Below are 15,271 nucleotides of genomic sequence, written 5' to 3'. Positions count from 1 at the left end.
ACTCATTTGAGTGGTGCTTTTTTCATGCCTGCTTATGCAGCCATTCTCTATCCGATTTTGTAAGCCGCATATCTCTAACAATCTTATCTTCAGACGGTCTCAAAAATGAAAATTGAATTAAAGTTGACAAGTAAGCAATGACAAAAATGAATGAAGGTTGAATCCACATTGCAAATGAGGCAATCATTCCAATTATCGTTAGAAGCAAATATTTGCTAACATTCTTCTTTCTAAATTCCTTTAGCTTTTCTTGAACATCCATCCCCTCCTCTGAATCATATTGCACTTTGCTTCCTTTCCATACATACCAGGACAAATAACCAATGACCCATAGCAGCTGAAGGGTTATAATAAAAATCCAACTTTTGGGATTCGCCTGAACATTGTCAATCTCCGAGTTCCATTGAAGGAAAAGCAATGCGAAAGGCACCAATGTGACTGCTATTAGCCCATGGTAAACTTGATATATCTGATGATGATAGTCTTTCCAGATAAAGCCCTCTTTCTTCATTATACAAATGAATGCAATTATTCATTTATAACCATTTTTAAATTTTTACCGTATATTACTATGATATCATTTTAATATCACTTTTTGAATTAACATTTTAAGTTCATTAGCCTTTGAATTCATTTAATCTTTAAATCCATAGAACCATGCAATCACAAGAAAAAACTTATATGCCTATCTCTGGCTATTTAGGCCTTTTTACCAATGTAGTAATTTTAGCCACCGCCATTTCATTGCTGGCATTAACCAAAAATCCTATTTGGGCTCTTCTATTTTTAGCTTGGATAATTATGATCCCCGGGTTCTTTTACGTTAATCCAAATGGCTCAAGAGTCTTGGTCTTATTTGGTAAGTACATTGGTACTGTGAAAGACAATGGATTCTATTGGGTAAATCCTTTCTACGCCAAAAAAAGAATAAGTCTAAGAGCCCGAAATTTTGATAGTGAGCGAATTAAAGTCAATGACAGCATTGGTAACCCAATTATGATTTCTGTCATTCTTGTTTGGCGTGTCAAAGACACATTTTCAGCTGCTTTTGAGGTGGATGATTATGAAAACTTTGTAAGAGTACAAACAGATGCTGCTGTGAGGAAACTTGCCGGAACATATCCATATGACAACTTTGATGATGAACAAGCGGAAGTAACACTGAGATCCGGTATCAAAGAGGTCAACGAAGATCTGGAAAAAGAGCTAGATGAGAGGCTTGCTATTGCAGGTATAGAGATTCTGGAAGCACGAATTGGTTACCTGGCATACGCGCAGGAAATTGCCAGCGCTATGTTACGTAGACAACAGGCCACTGCTATTGTGGCTGCACGTCATAAAATAGTAGAAGGTGCAGTGAGTATGGTGGAAATGGCGCTTGAACAATTGAAGGAAAAAGATGTGATTGACTTGGATGAAGAAAGAAAGGCTGCCATGGTAAGTAATCTTATGGTGGTTCTTTGTGCGGATAAAGATGTCTCACCTGTAGTTAATTCTGGAACATTAAATCACTAATTATGAATAGTCATAAATTCTTAAAGCAGAAAGCTTTCGAAAAAGTAGAACGTTTTGAAAAAAGACTGCAAGAATCAATAAGTCAAGGTTGGAAGGTAAATAGTTTTGCTTCCGATCAAGGGTCTTTAATTGTACTGTTAGATCGTGAGCGATAATTGATCAGCAATGAAAGGAAAGATTCTATTCAAGGAAGAGCAGAGTTTTGTTGGAACATGGATGTTCTATTTAGTAATAGCCATCACCTCACTTTCAATGATTGGCACTGCTATTACCATTTTATTGAACAAAACATCTGAAGAAGGAATTATCGGACTCATCATAGCGGGGCTAGTAACCGCGGGACTATTGATGCTTTTCATTTATTCAAAACTCTATGTAAGTATCGATGATAAAGCCATCTATTATAGATACCCTCCCTTTGTTAATAAAGAAAAAAAGCTAACCAAAATAGATGTTAGCGAGGTATTTGTTCGAAAATACAATCCAATTTGGGAATATGGTGGCTGGGGATACCGTGTCAGACCTGGAAAAGGAAAAGCTATGAACGTAGCAGGCAATCAGGGTTTACAACTAATACTTGCTGATGGTAAAAAAATATTATTAGGTACACAGAAACCAGGTGCAATAAGTCATGCGATAAAGAAGTTGAAAGAAAACTGGAAGATGGATGGCTAAGAAAAAACCGTTTGCATTAAGACTCAATGAGGATACAATGAAGGCACTTGAAAAGTGGGCTGCAGATGAATTTCGTTCCACAAATGGTCAGATTGAATGGATTATTCACAAGGCCTTGAAAGATAACGGAAGATTAAAGAAATGAGCCATAGGAGGTAGTTGATCTCCAAGGCTCATTTTTAAGTTACTGCCCAACAAAAAACATGGCATTAACCATCAATAGTTTCCCATTCTGCCAAAAAGACCTGAACATAGGATTATCAACAATATGTACAATCTGACCCCTTCCTTTATTTTCTACTCCAAATACCAGGGACTCAGCCATGTCCTCCTGTGCGTATTGACCAGCAAAGCCGCTCATTAAATCATCCTTATCAACGATTACTCCCACATTGTTTCCATCAAGATAAGCGACTCTATTTGATCCCGTTTTTAGCGTGTAATAGGTGCCCCCATATCCAAACGCCAAAGGATGTGTCTGATCTAACTTGACCTCATAAATGGCACCAGGTGCAAAGCCTTTTATAAATTCTCTTTCCCTTTCTTCATAAGGCACCAAACGTGCTGCCATCGTTCTTTCATCCTTCTTCTCTTTGGCTTCATTTTTATCTTTATCATCAGCATAAGCAGATAATGAAGAGTAATCGGTATCCTTAAGTTTATTCAGTGCTCCTTCCACAGCTATTAATTTCCCACCGGCTGAAACCCATTCCATTATTTTTTTCATTTCTCCTTCACCAAAATCACTATACCATCCACTTTGCATTATCAGGACATTATAGTTGGAAAGGTCTACTCTGTTAAAGTAATCAGTACCCAAAATCGTAACAGGATATTCTAATTCCTGTTCCATGAAATGCCACATGGCACCAAATGCTAGTGAAGACGTTCCTTCATAGCCTAACATTGCGATTTTTGGTTTATTTAAAAATCGGATATCTGATGACCCAATATCAGGGCCACTATCCATAAATCCTGTTTGAATCACATCAAGTTTTCTTTGAAACTGATTTGCCAGCTTTATGATTGACCTTTCAAATTCTTTGCGATTCTTGTTGTCACGTCTTGCGATAACAAGACTTCCTCTTTCAAACGATGTGCCTTTGTAATTCATCGGCCTTTCAGTAAATCTCACCTTGATATTTTCCTTTAAGAGTGCTGCAAGAAATCGAGCATCATCCATGCTATTCCATTTACTTATAAATGCATATGCTTTCTCTGGTGGCTTAACAATTTGAAATTTATCTTTTTCAATTTCTGTAACAGAAATACTTTGATCAGATGCATATGCCTTAATTCCATAAGCATAAGGAACTCCCCATGCCGTAATATCATACGTCACTGAATCTACCAGTTTTGTTTTAGGCTCAAAAAGGATATGTGCTAGAGTTGCCTTTGGCTGATTTGTGCTGATCACCAAATCCTCAGAATCAATGGAGAAATCAGTATTTTTTCCTGAGCTATAGTCAAAACCTTTTAGTTTTCCTGAGGCCGTCCCATATGTTATCCCATGGTCATCCAACCAGGATTTTAATCCATTGAATTTATCATCATTACCATCATATTTAAGCACGAAAGTTTTGTATTTTAAGCTTGAGTTATCACCAAAAAACTTATTGAAATTATTAAGTAAACGGTCTGCATTTTCAACTGCCACTTCGATAGTAGATAGTCCTGTTGTATAATGATGATCGATTCTATCTTTTAAAGTAAGTGTATCTCCTTCTTGCTTGATAATACCTAGACCAGCCCTACCATGACCAGCTTGCTCATAAGTCATCCCTATCGCTCCATTATAAGTGGGATATGTATCCCCATAACTTGGATATAAAAGATCAAAACGTTGCTTAGTAAAGTAAAACCAGTTGTTTTGATCAAAGTACTTGGCATGATTCCTTCCGATCTCTGTTTGAAAATCACGCTGAAAAGAAGTAATAAGTTCATGATATGGTTGTGCTGCTGGTGCAAAATAGTATGGTGAATTAATTCCTTGCTCATGAAAATCAACATGAATTTGAGGAAGCCATTTATTGTAAACTTTCATTCGGCTTTTTGTTTCTATTTGTGTCAACCAAGCCCAATCCCTATTTAAATCGAATAAGTAATGATTTGGCCTTCCACCGGGCCATGTTTCATTATGCTCCATAGCGTTAGGATCTGGGTTGAGTTGCTGACTCCCATATTGCCAGAAAAAATTTACATATCGATCTCTTCCATCTGGATTTATACATGGATCAATAATGATAATGACTTTATCCAGCCATTCACTTTTATCAGATCCATCTCTTATGAGCTCATAGATTGTCGCCATTGAAGCTTCCGTTGAGGATGACTCATTACCATGAACATTATAACTGAGCCAAATAATCGGAATATTCGTTGTGGGCGTGCCGGATTCAATGCCTGCCCGAATAAGGTTGTCTTTTCTAATAATTTCAAGATTATCAAGATTCTCTTCGGACGAGACATATGCAAGCAAGAGCGGTCTTCCTTCATAGGTGCTTCCATATCGTTGAAGGGTTACTTTATCAGAATTTTCGGATATATGAGTGTAATAATCGACCACTTGATGGTGGCGAGTAAATTTTTCACCCAATTCATATCCATGAAAATCTGCTGGACTCAGAATTTGAGCCATAGACAGCAGAGGAATAAAAAGCAATAAAGTCGTTAGTATCTTCATCTAGATTAATAATTTGTAGCAAATTAAGCTGATAACAATCATGACGAAACAAAAAAGTGTTGGACGGTCATTTCGTTTGAGGTTATCAAAAGATTATATTTGAATAACTCGCTATTTTCAATAATGCGCAAAATCAACCTCCTATTAATTGTCTGGCTTTTATCAATTCCGTTGTTTGGACAATTATCTAAAATTGATAGTTTACGTGATCAAATAGCTGGTGCCAAACATGACACAACTAAGGTTACTTTATTAATTGATTTGGCATACGAACTCAATGATTCCTCCAGTTTAGGTGTTGCAAAAGAAGCTTATGAAATAGGGAAGAGATGTGAGGACCATCCTAAATATAAAGGGAGATCAGAGGCAGTTTATGGCTTATTTCTTTCTAGTTATGATCTTGATTCTGGGATTTTTTTAATGAATCAGGGTGCCAAAAGATATCTTGATAATGACCTCACAAGCAGAGCAGCAAATGCACTTTATATCAAAGGAATTATTCAAGAAATAAATGAGCTTACGGATTCCGCTATAGTGACGTATAATAAAACTGCAGAAATCAGTGAACAAAACAATCATTATAAAGAATTGGGGGATGCTACATATGCCTTAGCTAATATTTACAATACACGTGGAAGAAATATCATGGCTTTAGAGGAAGCATTAAGAGCAAAAGATGCTTTTGAAAAAGGGGGCTTTCCTCAACAGGTGGGCCAAACGCTTAATCAAATTGGAATTATTTACGACCAAAAGGGCCTGTATTCCGAAGCATTGGATAATTACCTTCAAGCACGAGAAATTGCAATTCAAACAGATGATGTTGATGGAGAAATATTGATCAACAACAACATGGGTGTTATTTATGATAACATGAATGATACTGAAAAAGCCATGCAATACTATGGTGATGCGCTTGAAAAGGCGAGGATAAATGGCATAGAGGATAGTGAAGCTACCCTATTAAATAATCTATCTTACATTCATCTAAAGAATGGGGATACGTCTCAGGCCATTACCCTGCTTCAAAGGTCTTTAAATATAGATCTATCTGAAATATATCCATGCTTCGAAAGTTATCCTCTTGAGGGACTTGGATTTATCTATATTTTTAAAGACAAGTTAGATTCTGCTGAATTCCTGTTAAAAAAATCACTGGATCGTGGTGTAAAATGCCAAGATGTAAGCGTCCTTACTTCTGTTCACAAGGATTTAGGGATTCTTTATTCTAAACTTGGTAGAAATGATGAAGCCAGAAATAATCTTGAGAAATCACTTGAGATCAGTAGATCATCTAATCTCATTCAAGAATCAAAAGAGACCTTATTCGAATTATATAAATTTTATAAAAAAAATAAAAATACCCCTGAAGCAATCTCATACCTGGAGCAATATCAACAATTAGTAGATTCTATTTATGATGCTAAAAATGTAGAGAAGGCAACACAGCTTGCAGCTGAATATGACTTCAGAAAACAGGTGGCTGAAATGGAGCATGAGAGATCTCAATCTGAAGAAAAATTAGCTCAAGAAATAGAAGCTAAAAAAAGTGAGAATAGACTCATACTTCTTACTTCCATTCTATTTTTTCTGCTTGCCATCTCCCTGGCTAGATTATACTTTGCTATTCAAAAGCGAAATAAAAAATTAAGGTGGTTAAACGATGAAAAAAACAAACTTATGGGTGTTGTGGCACATGATCTTAGAAACCCTCTTAATATGATCCTGGGGCTCATGCCATTATTCAAAATGCACCTAGAGAATAATGAGGATGAGAACCTTAAAAAATATGTGGAGCTAATGGAAGTGTCATCAGAGCGGATGAGAACAATGATCGATCGCGTACTAGATATTAGTGCTATTGAGAACATGAAAGTCAACCTAAAGCTTGAAAAGACTAACCTGGCCACACTTACATATGAATCAATTCATAATTTTGATATTATAGCAGCTCAAAAACAGATTAAGATCGTTGACAATATTGATAAATCAAAGGAACTATTATCTGTCGTAGATCCTAATTATTTAGTTCAGGTTATTGACAATTTACTATCCAACGCAATCAAATTTTCTGAACGTGGAAAGCAAATAGATGTGTCAGTCAATTCAGAAAATGGTGTACACGAGATATTGGTTACAGATCAAGGTCCTGGAATAAGCAAAGAGGAACAGGAGAATCTTTTTAAAGCTTTTACTACCCTGAGTTCAAAACCTACGGAGCAAGAACGTTCTTCCGGATTGGGATTATCCATTGCTTTTAAATTCATAAAGGCAATGGGAGGTGATATTACATGTGATAGCAGTCCCGGTAAAGGAACCACGTTTAAGCTGATATTTGAAACGGCTTAACCTATCTCAACCTTGATACGATCTGTAAGAGGTTTTCCTACGCAGGTGAGTACATATCCTTCATCAAGCTCATCCTGTGACAATCCCTCAGCTTCATCGATGCTAATTTGTCCTTCGACGCATTTTCCCCGACATGCTGTACATAGTCCACTCTGACATGAGTATGGCATATCAAGATCATTGTCTAAGGCTGTTTCAAGAATGGATGCATTCTTTTTTACAGTGATGCTATATTCTTCACCATCCAATAGAATTGCGACTTCACTTTCGGATGACCCTTGATCTATAATGGTTGATGGAGATGTCTTTCCAGCTTCAAAACTTTCCATTCTAATATTGCCTGCCTTAACACCTTTCTTATTAAGACCTTCAGACACAACATCCATCATTGGTTGTGGTCCGCATATATAATATTCTGTTTTGTTGCTAACATTTATTGCTTCGCAAATCTCTCCAATCAAAGCAGGAGTAGGCCTCCCTTGATAGTCAGCATCTCCCTCCTCTAAAATATGGATCACTCTAAATCGCTCTGGATACTTCTCAGTTAATTCAGCAATTAAGTCTTTAAAAATCACAAATTCTTTACGTCGATTCCCATAAACTAACGTGGTTTTACTATTAGGCTCTTTGAGAAGAATAGATCTTATAATGGACATTAATGGTGTAATTCCACTTCCTCCACCAAAAAACACCGCGTCTCGTTTGTTGTTCGTTTCATAAGTTGTCGTGAACATCCCCATTGGTTCCATTATCTGTATTTGGTCACCCGCTTTCGCATGATCATTTAAATCATTGGACATTGCTCCACCGTCTACGCGCTTTACAGTTACCGCAGGATTTTCATCTTCGAATGGTGTGGTGCACAAAGAGTATGCTCTTCGTATTTTTTTACCATTTACCTCTTTAATCAGAGTGATGAACTGACCTGGCTCATATTCAAAAGACTCTGGTTTCTCAAAAACAAGATTTACGGCATCTTTAGCTACATGAACAACCTCTTTGATTGTCAACACCTGATACCTATCGTCTTTTTGTTTTTTCTTTTTCTTGAATAATCCGAATGCCATGTTATCAATTTTAAGGGCGCAAAGATAGCTCGCCATTTTAGCCAAGCCAAGAAAACTTGATTTATAGACCAGCTTCTGCAAGTAAACATGATGAGGTACTTTTGTGTTCGTTTTTACAATACCAAACTGAATGAATTTTAACCCACTAGAGGGGATTTCCCCAATCGACGGTAGATATAGATCAAAAGTATCCGTGCTTTCAGATTATTTTTCTGAAAAAGCCTTAATCCAATATCGAGTAAAAGTTGAAGTACTCTACTTCATTGCCCTTTTTGAAAGTGGTATTCCTCAATTAGGTAACTACAACAAGTCCCATAATGAAGACTTAAAAAAGATTTATGAGGTATTTACGTTAGAAGATGCCGAATCCATCAAGGAAATAGAGAAGACAACCAACCATGATGTAAAAGCAGTTGAGTATTTTTTGAAGCAAAAATTTGATCAGCTAGGGCTGTCTGAATTTAAAGAATTTATTCATTTCGGTCTCACTTCTCAAGATATCAACAATACCTCCATCCCACTTTCTCTCAAGGAGGCATTAAACGAGGTATATCGACCTAAACTTGCTGCTTTTATAGATTCTCTTGAGGATAAAGCTATGAAGTGGGGTCACATTCCAATGCTAGCCAAAACTCATGGGCAACCAGCATCACCAACAAGGTTAGGGAAAGAAATCATGGTGTTTGTATCAAGATTGAAAGAACAGCTGGCATTGCTTGATCAGATTCCTTTTGCAGCAAAATTTGGTGGTGCTACTGGAAACTTCAACGCTCATAATGTTGCGTACCCGGATTATGACTGGCATTTATTTGGAGACAAGTTTGTCAAGGAGAAGTTAGGGTTAAAAAGAAGTCACCCAACCACTCAAATAGAACATTACGACCATTTAGCAGCCCTGTTTGATGCATTAAAGCGAATAAACACTATTTTGATTGACTTCTCTCGTGACGTTTGGCAATACATTTCCATGAATTACTTCACTCAGACTATTGCAAAGGATGAGGTTGGTTCTTCGGCTATGCCTCATAAAGTAAATCCAATTGATTTTGAAAATGCCGAAGGGAATTTGGGAATTGCCAACGCAATTTTTGAGCACTTAAGCGCCAAACTTCCAATCTCAAGACTTCAAAGGGATCTTACAGATTCCACTGTTTTGAGAAATATTGGTACGCCAATCGCACACTCCTTTATTTCATTGCTCTCGCTTGAAAAAGGGCTATCCAAAATACATGCAAATGAAAACGCCATTCGAGCAGATCTTGACGAAAATTGGGCAGTAGTAGCAGAGGCTATTCAGACAATTTTAAGAAGGGAAGGGTATCCAAAGCCCTATGAAGCATTAAAGTCTTTAACTCGTACAAATGAATCAATCACTCAGGAATCCATTCGTGTATTCATTGACGAATTAAATGTATCGGAGGAAATAAAGGCAGAACTAAAGGTGATAACACCGTATAATTATACGGGGAAATAAAACTATATCCGTTAAATCACTGATCTTTAGTCAAGATTCCTTTTTACTCAACAGAGGTAGACATGTATGTTCCATTTACGAGTAATTCTATTTTAATGCCATCTGAAACCAGTGCTTCTTTTCCATTTTCTGTTACGGTTACCTTAATCGGCACGCTCGAATTCAAAGATTTTAATTGAGCTTCAAACCTTTCATCATAAATTTCTAAATAGTAGGGTGTTTTAAATGTTTCAGCACTTGACCCACTTGTTATGATTTCAAACTGAACAGGTGACTCGGCGGTAACGCTCATCTCTCTGCTCACTTTTTGACCACAGGAAACTAGCGCCATGCATAGTATTAATGAAATTCGTATCATTCGATTACAGGTTAGTTATTTGCAAAATAAAAATAATATCAGATTAGTGTCAAATCTTTTTTGACTTAAGCCACTCCAGCAAGAAGATAAAGGACAGCCATTCTGACAGCCACTCCATTTTCAACTTGTTGGAGTATAATTGAGTGCTCAGAATCTGCTACATCACTGGTTATTTCTACTCCTCTATTGATTGGCCCTGGATGCATGATGGTTATGTCTTTATTTAAAGAATCGAGCAAACCTTTATTCACCCCAAAGTACTGAGAATACTCTCTTAAGGACGGGAAATATTTCATCTGCTGCCTTTCGAGTTGAATTCTCAAAATATTGGCTATATCGCACCATTCTAAAGCTTTTTTGATACTTGTTTCAATTTTGACCCCAAGCTCTTGAATATGTTTTGGCAATAGTGTTGCCGGGCCACAAACCATTACTTCAGCACCGAGTGTTTGAAGTGCGAAAATATTGGACAAGGCAACTCTTGAATGCAAAATATCACCTACTATTACCACTTTCTTTCCCTCAACAGATCCACATTTTTCTTGTATACTAAAAGTATCCAGCAAAGCTTGTGTTGGGTGTTCATGTGTACCATCACCGGCATTAATAATATTTGCATCAATGTGCTTAGCAAGGAAATGGGGAGCTCCGGGACTTGGATGTCTCATCACCACCATATCTACTTTCATTGCCAATATATTATTGACTGTATCAAGTAATGTTTCTCCTTTTTTGACGGAACTACCAGACGAAGAGAAATTTATCACATCAGCAGAAAGTCTCTTTTCTGCAAGTTCAAATGAAAGTTTTGTTCTTGTTGAGTTTTCAAAAAAGATATTGGCGACCGTGACATCACGAAGTGAAGGTACTTTCTTGATTGGACGATTAATTACTTCTTTAAAGTTTGTTGCTGTCTGAAAAATGAGTTCTATATCCTCTCTGTCAAGGTTTTTTATTCCAAGGAGATGTTTAGTTTTTAGTTGACTCATTCTACTTTAGTGATTAACCAAATATGATCTTCTTTTTGATTCTGATCTAATTCGACAAGGACTTTTTGAGATTGAATGGTATTTACCTTTCTGCCCACATAAGTAGCTTCAACTGGTATGTGTCGACTATACATTCTATCTATCAGTACGAGTAATTCCACTTTAGCTGGTCTACCAAAAGTATTCATAGCATCCAATGCAGCACGAACCGTTCGCCCTGTGAATAATACGTCATCCACAAGGATGACATTCTTATTTTCTATTAAAAATGGAATTTTAGTTTGGCTCGGAGTTACTGGTTCATCCCTTCTTCGAAAGTCATCTCTATGAAAGGTGGTATCCAGATATCCCAAATGAATTTCTTTTTTTACCTGTTTTTCTAATTGTGCTTTTACCCTCTCTGCCAGAAATATTCCTCGAGGTTGCATACCGATAATAACAGACTGGGAAAAATCTTCGTGAACCTCAATGAGTTGTTGGCACAACCGACTGATTGTGACTTTCAAAAGTGGGCTATCGAATAGCAGGCGCTTTTGCATGAGTAGTTCTTCGCCTCAAAAGTAATCAGTTAGGGTTTAATTTGGTTGCTTATCTAAATCGTATTGAATTTTATTAATGTAAAAAACCTTTCTTGTTGTTTTACCAGCTACTCCACTTGGATTTTTAATGTTCTGTTCTCCATAAGCAAACAAGGTTTCATCATACCACTTTTTAATCCCTTCCACACCTGGATCTCTCGTTTTTAATTCATCATTCTCATGAGAAAGCTTTACTGGACTAAAAGTCCTTCCTTCAACAATTTCATTTCTCTCTACCACTTTTGAACGAATCTCATTTTCCTCTAAGTACATAAGTATAACTCTATCTCCAGAACCACTTACTACTACATTTTCTTCTAAAGAATAAGTTTGGATATCCTCAATTTTGAAAGTTTGATCCCATAAGATGTTGCAATTTGGATCGAAGGCAAGAACTACTGCATGGGTGTATTTATACCCTAAAAAATATGGATTACCGCGCCCAGTTCCTGGTGCATATCCACCAAAGCTACTGAAATTCGAACCAGTTGCTGAGTAATTATATCTTGGATAATAAGCCTCGGCAATCATGATATACTCTCCGTCACGTTCAAGAATCTTATGAACCAATAATCTGTAATTGAATTTCTTTGTTTTCCCCCTCGCTCGCTTTTTTTCGATTCGATTCATGATTCTTTCTTCTCTTTTGGGTTTCATGTGACCGAAAAAGTTATTCAATTCAGCAAACGCATAAAATTTATTGAATTGCTGCTGCCCATTTATAAATTTACTTAGATAGAACCCCTGGCTGTACTGCAAAGACTTTCTGGAGTGCGTACCCGCGAGATATTGCAAACCTCCTGCAAATGTTGTGCTAGCAGCATCCAGCAAACTTTTCTTCTCTCCTGGATTTACAAGGTTATCCTGAATGATATCTCCTTTTGAAGTAAAAGTTTTCACCCTCACAGTGTATTTCTTATTCTTCATTCTTTCTTGTAAAATCACAGTAAAGAGTTGAGAATGTTCATCAACGACTATATCCAGAATATCATTTTTATTGTCATAAAATCCAGGGACTACTCGCGGTATCCGATCATTGATATTATAGGTAATTACTACGGGTCTGAAATTTGCATATCCAGCAATCAAAAGAGTTTCTCCTACAGATTCGAAGTGTGTGATATCTATTGGGAAGACTGTAGTAATCTCATACGTTCTAAAATCCGGTCGGTCTCTATCAAATTGATAAACGATCAAATCCTCACTCCTGTACCTATCTTTGTTGAAGAGTAGATAGAATCTTCCTTCAAAATATTCGTAACCGATAATGTAACCGTCAGAGGGCAGAATCATAGTAGAAGACCATACCACCTGCAACGCGGTATCTACCATGTGTAATTTCCATTCGTATCCTCCAAATGACCCAGCTTCTAGAGTTTCCTCTACTATCAGAATTCCATCTGCTCCACCAGGGACTACATAGAATTCTGATGCATCTCTGTTTTTCTCGAACTCAATGCGATTTGGTTGAAGAATGACCGCACTTGTATCCCTGTCTTTCTTTCGTTGGGGGAAAACAATAATCGGAATGACTAAAAGAATGAAAGTTATTTTTCTCATGGATTCTTATAACAATTACAACTCATGTATCCCTATCGTTCACTTAATTCTAAAATGATATCAAACTCTTCCTTTTTCACACTCTGAACAGAAAGTCTTGAATATTTAACCAATTGCATATCACTTAACCTATCATCAGCTTTTACTTCAGCCAGAGTAACAGGTTTTCTAAGTTTTCTAACAGGAACCACATCCATTACATACCACCTATGATCATCCGTCGTTGGATCCTGATAATATTCTTTGACCACCTCAGCTATTCCTACTACAGCCTTTTCGTTTACACTATGATAAAACAGGCATAAGTCTCCAACCTTCATTTGCTTGATATTGTTTCTTGCTTTGAAGTTTCTGACGCCATCCCAATGATCTCTTCCCAGCCTAACTAAATCATCCCAGGAATAAGTATTCGGTTCACTTTTAATTAACCAGTAATTCATGATTACATTTTAATTAAAGCTATAAAAAAGCTTAGACGGTATCGATTTCTTAATGGAAAATGTTTTCAAACAATTCATTATTAGTTCACTTTTACCTACAATGAAAATTTTACTTATCCAGTCTGATAGTTTGGTGCATTCGCTAATGATCACTCCCATCATTCGTTCCTTAAAAACTGAACTTGATTCAGAAATACATTTATTGACATATTCTCGAAGAGAATTATTATTCAAAGAAAATCCCTATATAGATAAAATCTTATCATTCGAAGAAAGTGATGGCCTAAAAAAAGAGCTAAAAAAAAACCACTTTGACTATGTATTGGATTATCAAAATAGTTTAAAAACAAAAATTTTTAGGTACGGGATTGGAAAGGAAACTTTTGCATTTAAGAATGAAAAAATCAAACAATGGCTGTATTGCAAGACTAAGATTAACCTCCTCAGTAAGAAACACTTAGTTGATCAGTATTTCGAGCTACTAGATCCATTGAATATTAAATCAGATAATTTAGGTTATGACTTCAAAATACCTGACAAAGATGAGGTCGAGAGAGAATGGCTACCAGATACACACCAGAGTGAATTTGCTTTAGTTGCCATAAATGCTGATTTCTTTACAAGAAAACTACCGGCAAACAGACTTATTGAGCTTTGCGATCGGATCAATAAACCAATTGTTCTTCTTGGGAATGAATGCGATTTAGACGTGGCTAATGAAATTGAGGAATTTTTTAAGAGAGGAACTCAAGCTGAAGAAGAAGAAATTGAAGGTTTAAATAAAAATGCTATCATCTTTAATGCCTGTGGTAAATTCAACTTCAATCAATCTGCATCACTAATAAAACAGGCCAGCTGGGTCTTTACTCATGACAATGAATGGATGCATATTGCTGCAGCTTTAAAAAAGAAGGTTTACACCATTTGGGGTAACACAACGCCTCTATTTGGTCAGTATCCCTATAAAAATCAGTTCACAGTTTTTGAAAACAACAAAATAAACTGCCGGCCATGTTCACCAAATGGATATTCCAATTGTCCTAAAGGGCATTTTAAATGCATGAATGATGTAACTTTTGATTTCTATTTGGCAGAATCATGAAAACATTATATCTCATACGTCATGCTAAATCATCCTGGTCATTTGACCTTGATGATCATGATCGGCCCCTAGGAAAAAGGGGTAGAAAGGATGTCATTAAAATGGGCGCTCATCTCTCCAAAAATCAGCCTAAACCAGATGTTTTAATTTCAAGCACGGCGAGCAGAGCTTTTTACACTGCATTGCATATTTGTGATCAAATGGGAATAGATGAAGGACAAATCCGACTAGATAAAGAACTTTATCATGCAGGAGCCTCCGAAATCCTGAAAGTTGTAAATGAAGCACCTAAATGTGATCGACTTGCCATTTTTGGACATAACCCAGGTTTTACTAGTGCTGCAAACGCATTTGCCAACTTAGATTTCGATAATGTGCCTACCTGTGGGATGGTGGGCATCAATTTTAATGTGAAATATTGGAAAGATGTACGTTTTGGTGAAGGGATGTTGGCTTTCTTTTACTTTCCAAAGGAGATTTAGTA

General features: G+C 36.7%; 16 protein-coding genes. 8 read left to right on the top strand and 8 right to left on the bottom strand.

Annotation, left to right across the window (positions count from 1 at the left end; translation table 11 throughout):
• Positions 1 to 22: 22 nt before the first annotated feature.
• Positions 23 to 511 carry a hypothetical protein gene (locus ACOMC3_RS02655; RefSeq protein WP_420317980.1) on the bottom strand — a complete coding sequence of 163 codons (489 nt, stop codon included), beginning with the start codon at positions 509 to 511 and terminating at the stop codon, positions 23 to 25.
• Between the two features lie 146 nt (positions 512 to 657).
• Here ACOMC3_RS02655 and ACOMC3_RS02650 point away from each other — a divergent pair, with 146 nt between their 5' ends.
• From ACOMC3_RS02650 to ACOMC3_RS02635, 4 genes are read left to right on the top strand one after another with little or no spacing between them, the layout of a single operon-like run.
• On the top strand, positions 658 to 1,515 hold the full coding sequence (locus ACOMC3_RS02650) for an SPFH domain-containing protein (protein ID WP_420317979.1): 858 nt from the start codon (positions 658 to 660) through the stop codon (positions 1,513 to 1,515).
• 2 nt (positions 1,516 to 1,517) lie between these two features.
• Positions 1,518 to 1,670 (top strand): hypothetical protein, encoded by a 153-nt coding sequence (locus ACOMC3_RS02645; protein WP_420317978.1) that lies wholly within the window; start codon positions 1,518 to 1,520, stop codon positions 1,668 to 1,670.
• Between the two features lie 10 nt (positions 1,671 to 1,680).
• Positions 1,681 to 2,190 (top strand): hypothetical protein, encoded by a 510-nt coding sequence (locus ACOMC3_RS02640; RefSeq protein WP_420317977.1) that lies wholly within the window; start codon positions 1,681 to 1,683, stop codon positions 2,188 to 2,190.
• Positions 2,183 to 2,335, top strand: a complete 153-nt coding sequence (locus ACOMC3_RS02635; protein ID WP_420317976.1) for an Arc family DNA binding domain-containing protein — start codon at positions 2,183 to 2,185, stop codon at positions 2,333 to 2,335. The genes ACOMC3_RS02640 and ACOMC3_RS02635 overlap by 8 nt, the downstream gene beginning before the upstream one ends.
• A 39-nt stretch (positions 2,336 to 2,374) precedes the next feature.
• Here ACOMC3_RS02635 and ACOMC3_RS02630 read toward each other — a convergent pair whose 3' ends face one another.
• Positions 2,375 to 4,873: a M14 family metallopeptidase gene (locus tag ACOMC3_RS02630; protein ID WP_420317975.1), complete on the bottom strand. Its 2,499-nt coding sequence runs from the start codon at positions 4,871 to 4,873 to the stop codon at positions 2,375 to 2,377.
• A 123-nt stretch (positions 4,874 to 4,996) separates the two neighbouring features.
• Between ACOMC3_RS02630 and ACOMC3_RS02625 the strand changes: the two genes are divergently transcribed.
• Positions 4,997 to 7,219 (top strand): tetratricopeptide repeat protein, encoded by a 2,223-nt coding sequence (locus ACOMC3_RS02625; protein WP_420317974.1) that lies wholly within the window; start codon positions 4,997 to 4,999, stop codon positions 7,217 to 7,219.
• On the opposite strand, the gene ACOMC3_RS02620 is transcribed toward ACOMC3_RS02625, so the two are convergent.
• Positions 7,216 to 8,286 carry a 2Fe-2S iron-sulfur cluster-binding protein gene (locus ACOMC3_RS02620; protein ID WP_420317973.1) on the bottom strand — a complete coding sequence of 357 codons (1,071 nt, stop codon included), beginning with the start codon at positions 8,284 to 8,286 and terminating at the stop codon, positions 7,216 to 7,218. The genes ACOMC3_RS02625 and ACOMC3_RS02620 overlap by 4 nt on opposite strands.
• 130 nt (positions 8,287 to 8,416) lie before the next feature.
• Here ACOMC3_RS02620 and purB point away from each other — a divergent pair, with 130 nt between their 5' ends.
• Positions 8,417 to 9,760: an adenylosuccinate lyase gene (gene purB / locus ACOMC3_RS02615; protein ID WP_420317972.1), complete on the top strand. Its 1,344-nt coding sequence runs from the start codon at positions 8,417 to 8,419 to the stop codon at positions 9,758 to 9,760.
• Positions 9,761 to 9,803: 43 nt separating this feature from the next.
• On the opposite strand, the gene ACOMC3_RS02610 is transcribed toward purB, so the two are convergent.
• The 5 genes from ACOMC3_RS02610 to ACOMC3_RS02590 all read right to left on the bottom strand — a co-directional run bounded on the left by ACOMC3_RS02610 (position 9,804) and on the right by ACOMC3_RS02590 (position 13,685).
• Entirely contained in the window at positions 9,804 to 10,118 is a 315-nt protein-coding gene (locus ACOMC3_RS02610; RefSeq protein WP_420317971.1) for a hypothetical protein, read from the bottom strand.
• A gap of 65 nt (positions 10,119 to 10,183) precedes the next feature.
• Positions 10,184 to 11,107, bottom strand: coding sequence for an aspartate carbamoyltransferase catalytic subunit (locus ACOMC3_RS02605; RefSeq protein ID WP_420317970.1), 924 nt, complete (start codon positions 11,105 to 11,107; stop codon positions 10,184 to 10,186).
• Complete coding sequence (gene pyrR, locus ACOMC3_RS02600; protein WP_420317969.1) at positions 11,104 to 11,646, bottom strand: bifunctional pyr operon transcriptional regulator/uracil phosphoribosyltransferase PyrR; 543 nt, start codon at positions 11,644 to 11,646, stop codon at positions 11,104 to 11,106. The genes ACOMC3_RS02605 and pyrR overlap by 4 nt, the downstream gene beginning before the upstream one ends.
• A gap of 36 nt (positions 11,647 to 11,682) precedes the next feature.
• Positions 11,683 to 13,245 carry a hypothetical protein gene (locus ACOMC3_RS02595; protein ID WP_420317968.1) on the bottom strand — a complete coding sequence of 521 codons (1,563 nt, stop codon included), beginning with the start codon at positions 13,243 to 13,245 and terminating at the stop codon, positions 11,683 to 11,685.
• A 32-nt stretch (positions 13,246 to 13,277) separates the two neighbouring features.
• Positions 13,278 to 13,685, bottom strand: coding sequence for an EVE domain-containing protein (locus ACOMC3_RS02590; RefSeq protein WP_420317967.1), 408 nt, complete (start codon positions 13,683 to 13,685; stop codon positions 13,278 to 13,280).
• Positions 13,686 to 13,785: 100 nt separating this feature from the next.
• Between ACOMC3_RS02590 and ACOMC3_RS02585 the strand changes: the two genes are divergently transcribed.
• Positions 13,786 to 14,787, top strand: coding sequence for a glycosyltransferase family 9 protein (locus tag ACOMC3_RS02585; RefSeq protein ID WP_420317966.1), 1,002 nt, complete (start codon positions 13,786 to 13,788; stop codon positions 14,785 to 14,787).
• Entirely contained in the window at positions 14,784 to 15,269 is a 486-nt protein-coding gene (locus ACOMC3_RS02580) for a SixA phosphatase family protein (RefSeq protein ID WP_420317965.1), read from the top strand. Before ACOMC3_RS02585 ends, ACOMC3_RS02580 begins: the two co-directional genes overlap by 4 nt.
• Positions 15,270 to 15,271 lie beyond the last annotated feature (2 nt).

It is taken from the genome of Ekhidna sp. (assembly GCF_965212185.1).
In the GTDB taxonomy this organism is placed as follows: Bacteria; Bacteroidota; Bacteroidia; order Cytophagales; family Cyclobacteriaceae; genus Ekhidna.
The sequence above is the reverse complement of the archived record's forward strand: the minus strand, read 5'-3'. Positions and strand labels throughout refer to the sequence as shown.

Excerpts from the sequence above, each read along its gene's own strand:
- ACOMC3_RS02635 (WP_420317976.1), top strand. The coding sequence starts at position 2,183 with ATGGCTAAGAAAAAACCGTTTGCATTAAGACTCAATGAGGATACAATG.
- ACOMC3_RS02585 (WP_420317966.1), top strand. The coding sequence starts at position 13,786 with ATGAAAATTTTACTTATCCAGTCTGATAGTTTGGTGCATTCGCTAATG.
- ACOMC3_RS02595 (WP_420317968.1), bottom strand. The coding sequence starts at position 13,245 with ATGAGAAAAATAACTTTCATTCTTTTAGTCATTCCGATTATTGTTTTC.
- ACOMC3_RS02655 (WP_420317980.1), bottom strand. The coding sequence starts at position 511 with ATGAAGAAAGAGGGCTTTATCTGGAAAGACTATCATCATCAGATATAT.
- ACOMC3_RS02580 (WP_420317965.1), top strand. The coding sequence starts at position 14,784 with ATGAAAACATTATATCTCATACGTCATGCTAAATCATCCTGGTCATTT.
- ACOMC3_RS02625 (WP_420317974.1), top strand. The coding sequence starts at position 4,997 with ATGCGCAAAATCAACCTCCTATTAATTGTCTGGCTTTTATCAATTCCG.
- ACOMC3_RS02620 (WP_420317973.1), bottom strand. The coding sequence starts at position 8,286 with ATGGCATTCGGATTATTCAAGAAAAAGAAAAAACAAAAAGACGATAGG.
- ACOMC3_RS02630 (WP_420317975.1), bottom strand. The coding sequence starts at position 4,873 with ATGAAGATACTAACGACTTTATTGCTTTTTATTCCTCTGCTGTCTATG.
- purB (WP_420317972.1), top strand. The coding sequence starts at position 8,417 with ATGAATTTTAACCCACTAGAGGGGATTTCCCCAATCGACGGTAGATAT.
- ACOMC3_RS02610 (WP_420317971.1), bottom strand. The coding sequence starts at position 10,118 with ATGATACGAATTTCATTAATACTATGCATGGCGCTAGTTTCCTGTGGT.
- ACOMC3_RS02645 (WP_420317978.1), top strand. The coding sequence starts at position 1,518 with ATGAATAGTCATAAATTCTTAAAGCAGAAAGCTTTCGAAAAAGTAGAA.
- ACOMC3_RS02605 (WP_420317970.1), bottom strand. The coding sequence starts at position 11,107 with ATGAGTCAACTAAAAACTAAACATCTCCTTGGAATAAAAAACCTTGAC.
- ACOMC3_RS02650 (WP_420317979.1), top strand. The coding sequence starts at position 658 with ATGCAATCACAAGAAAAAACTTATATGCCTATCTCTGGCTATTTAGGC.
- ACOMC3_RS02590 (WP_420317967.1), bottom strand. The coding sequence starts at position 13,685 with ATGAATTACTGGTTAATTAAAAGTGAACCGAATACTTATTCCTGGGAT.
- ACOMC3_RS02640 (WP_420317977.1), top strand. The coding sequence starts at position 1,681 with ATGAAAGGAAAGATTCTATTCAAGGAAGAGCAGAGTTTTGTTGGAACA.
- pyrR (WP_420317969.1), bottom strand. The coding sequence starts at position 11,646 with ATGCAAAAGCGCCTGCTATTCGATAGCCCACTTTTGAAAGTCACAATC.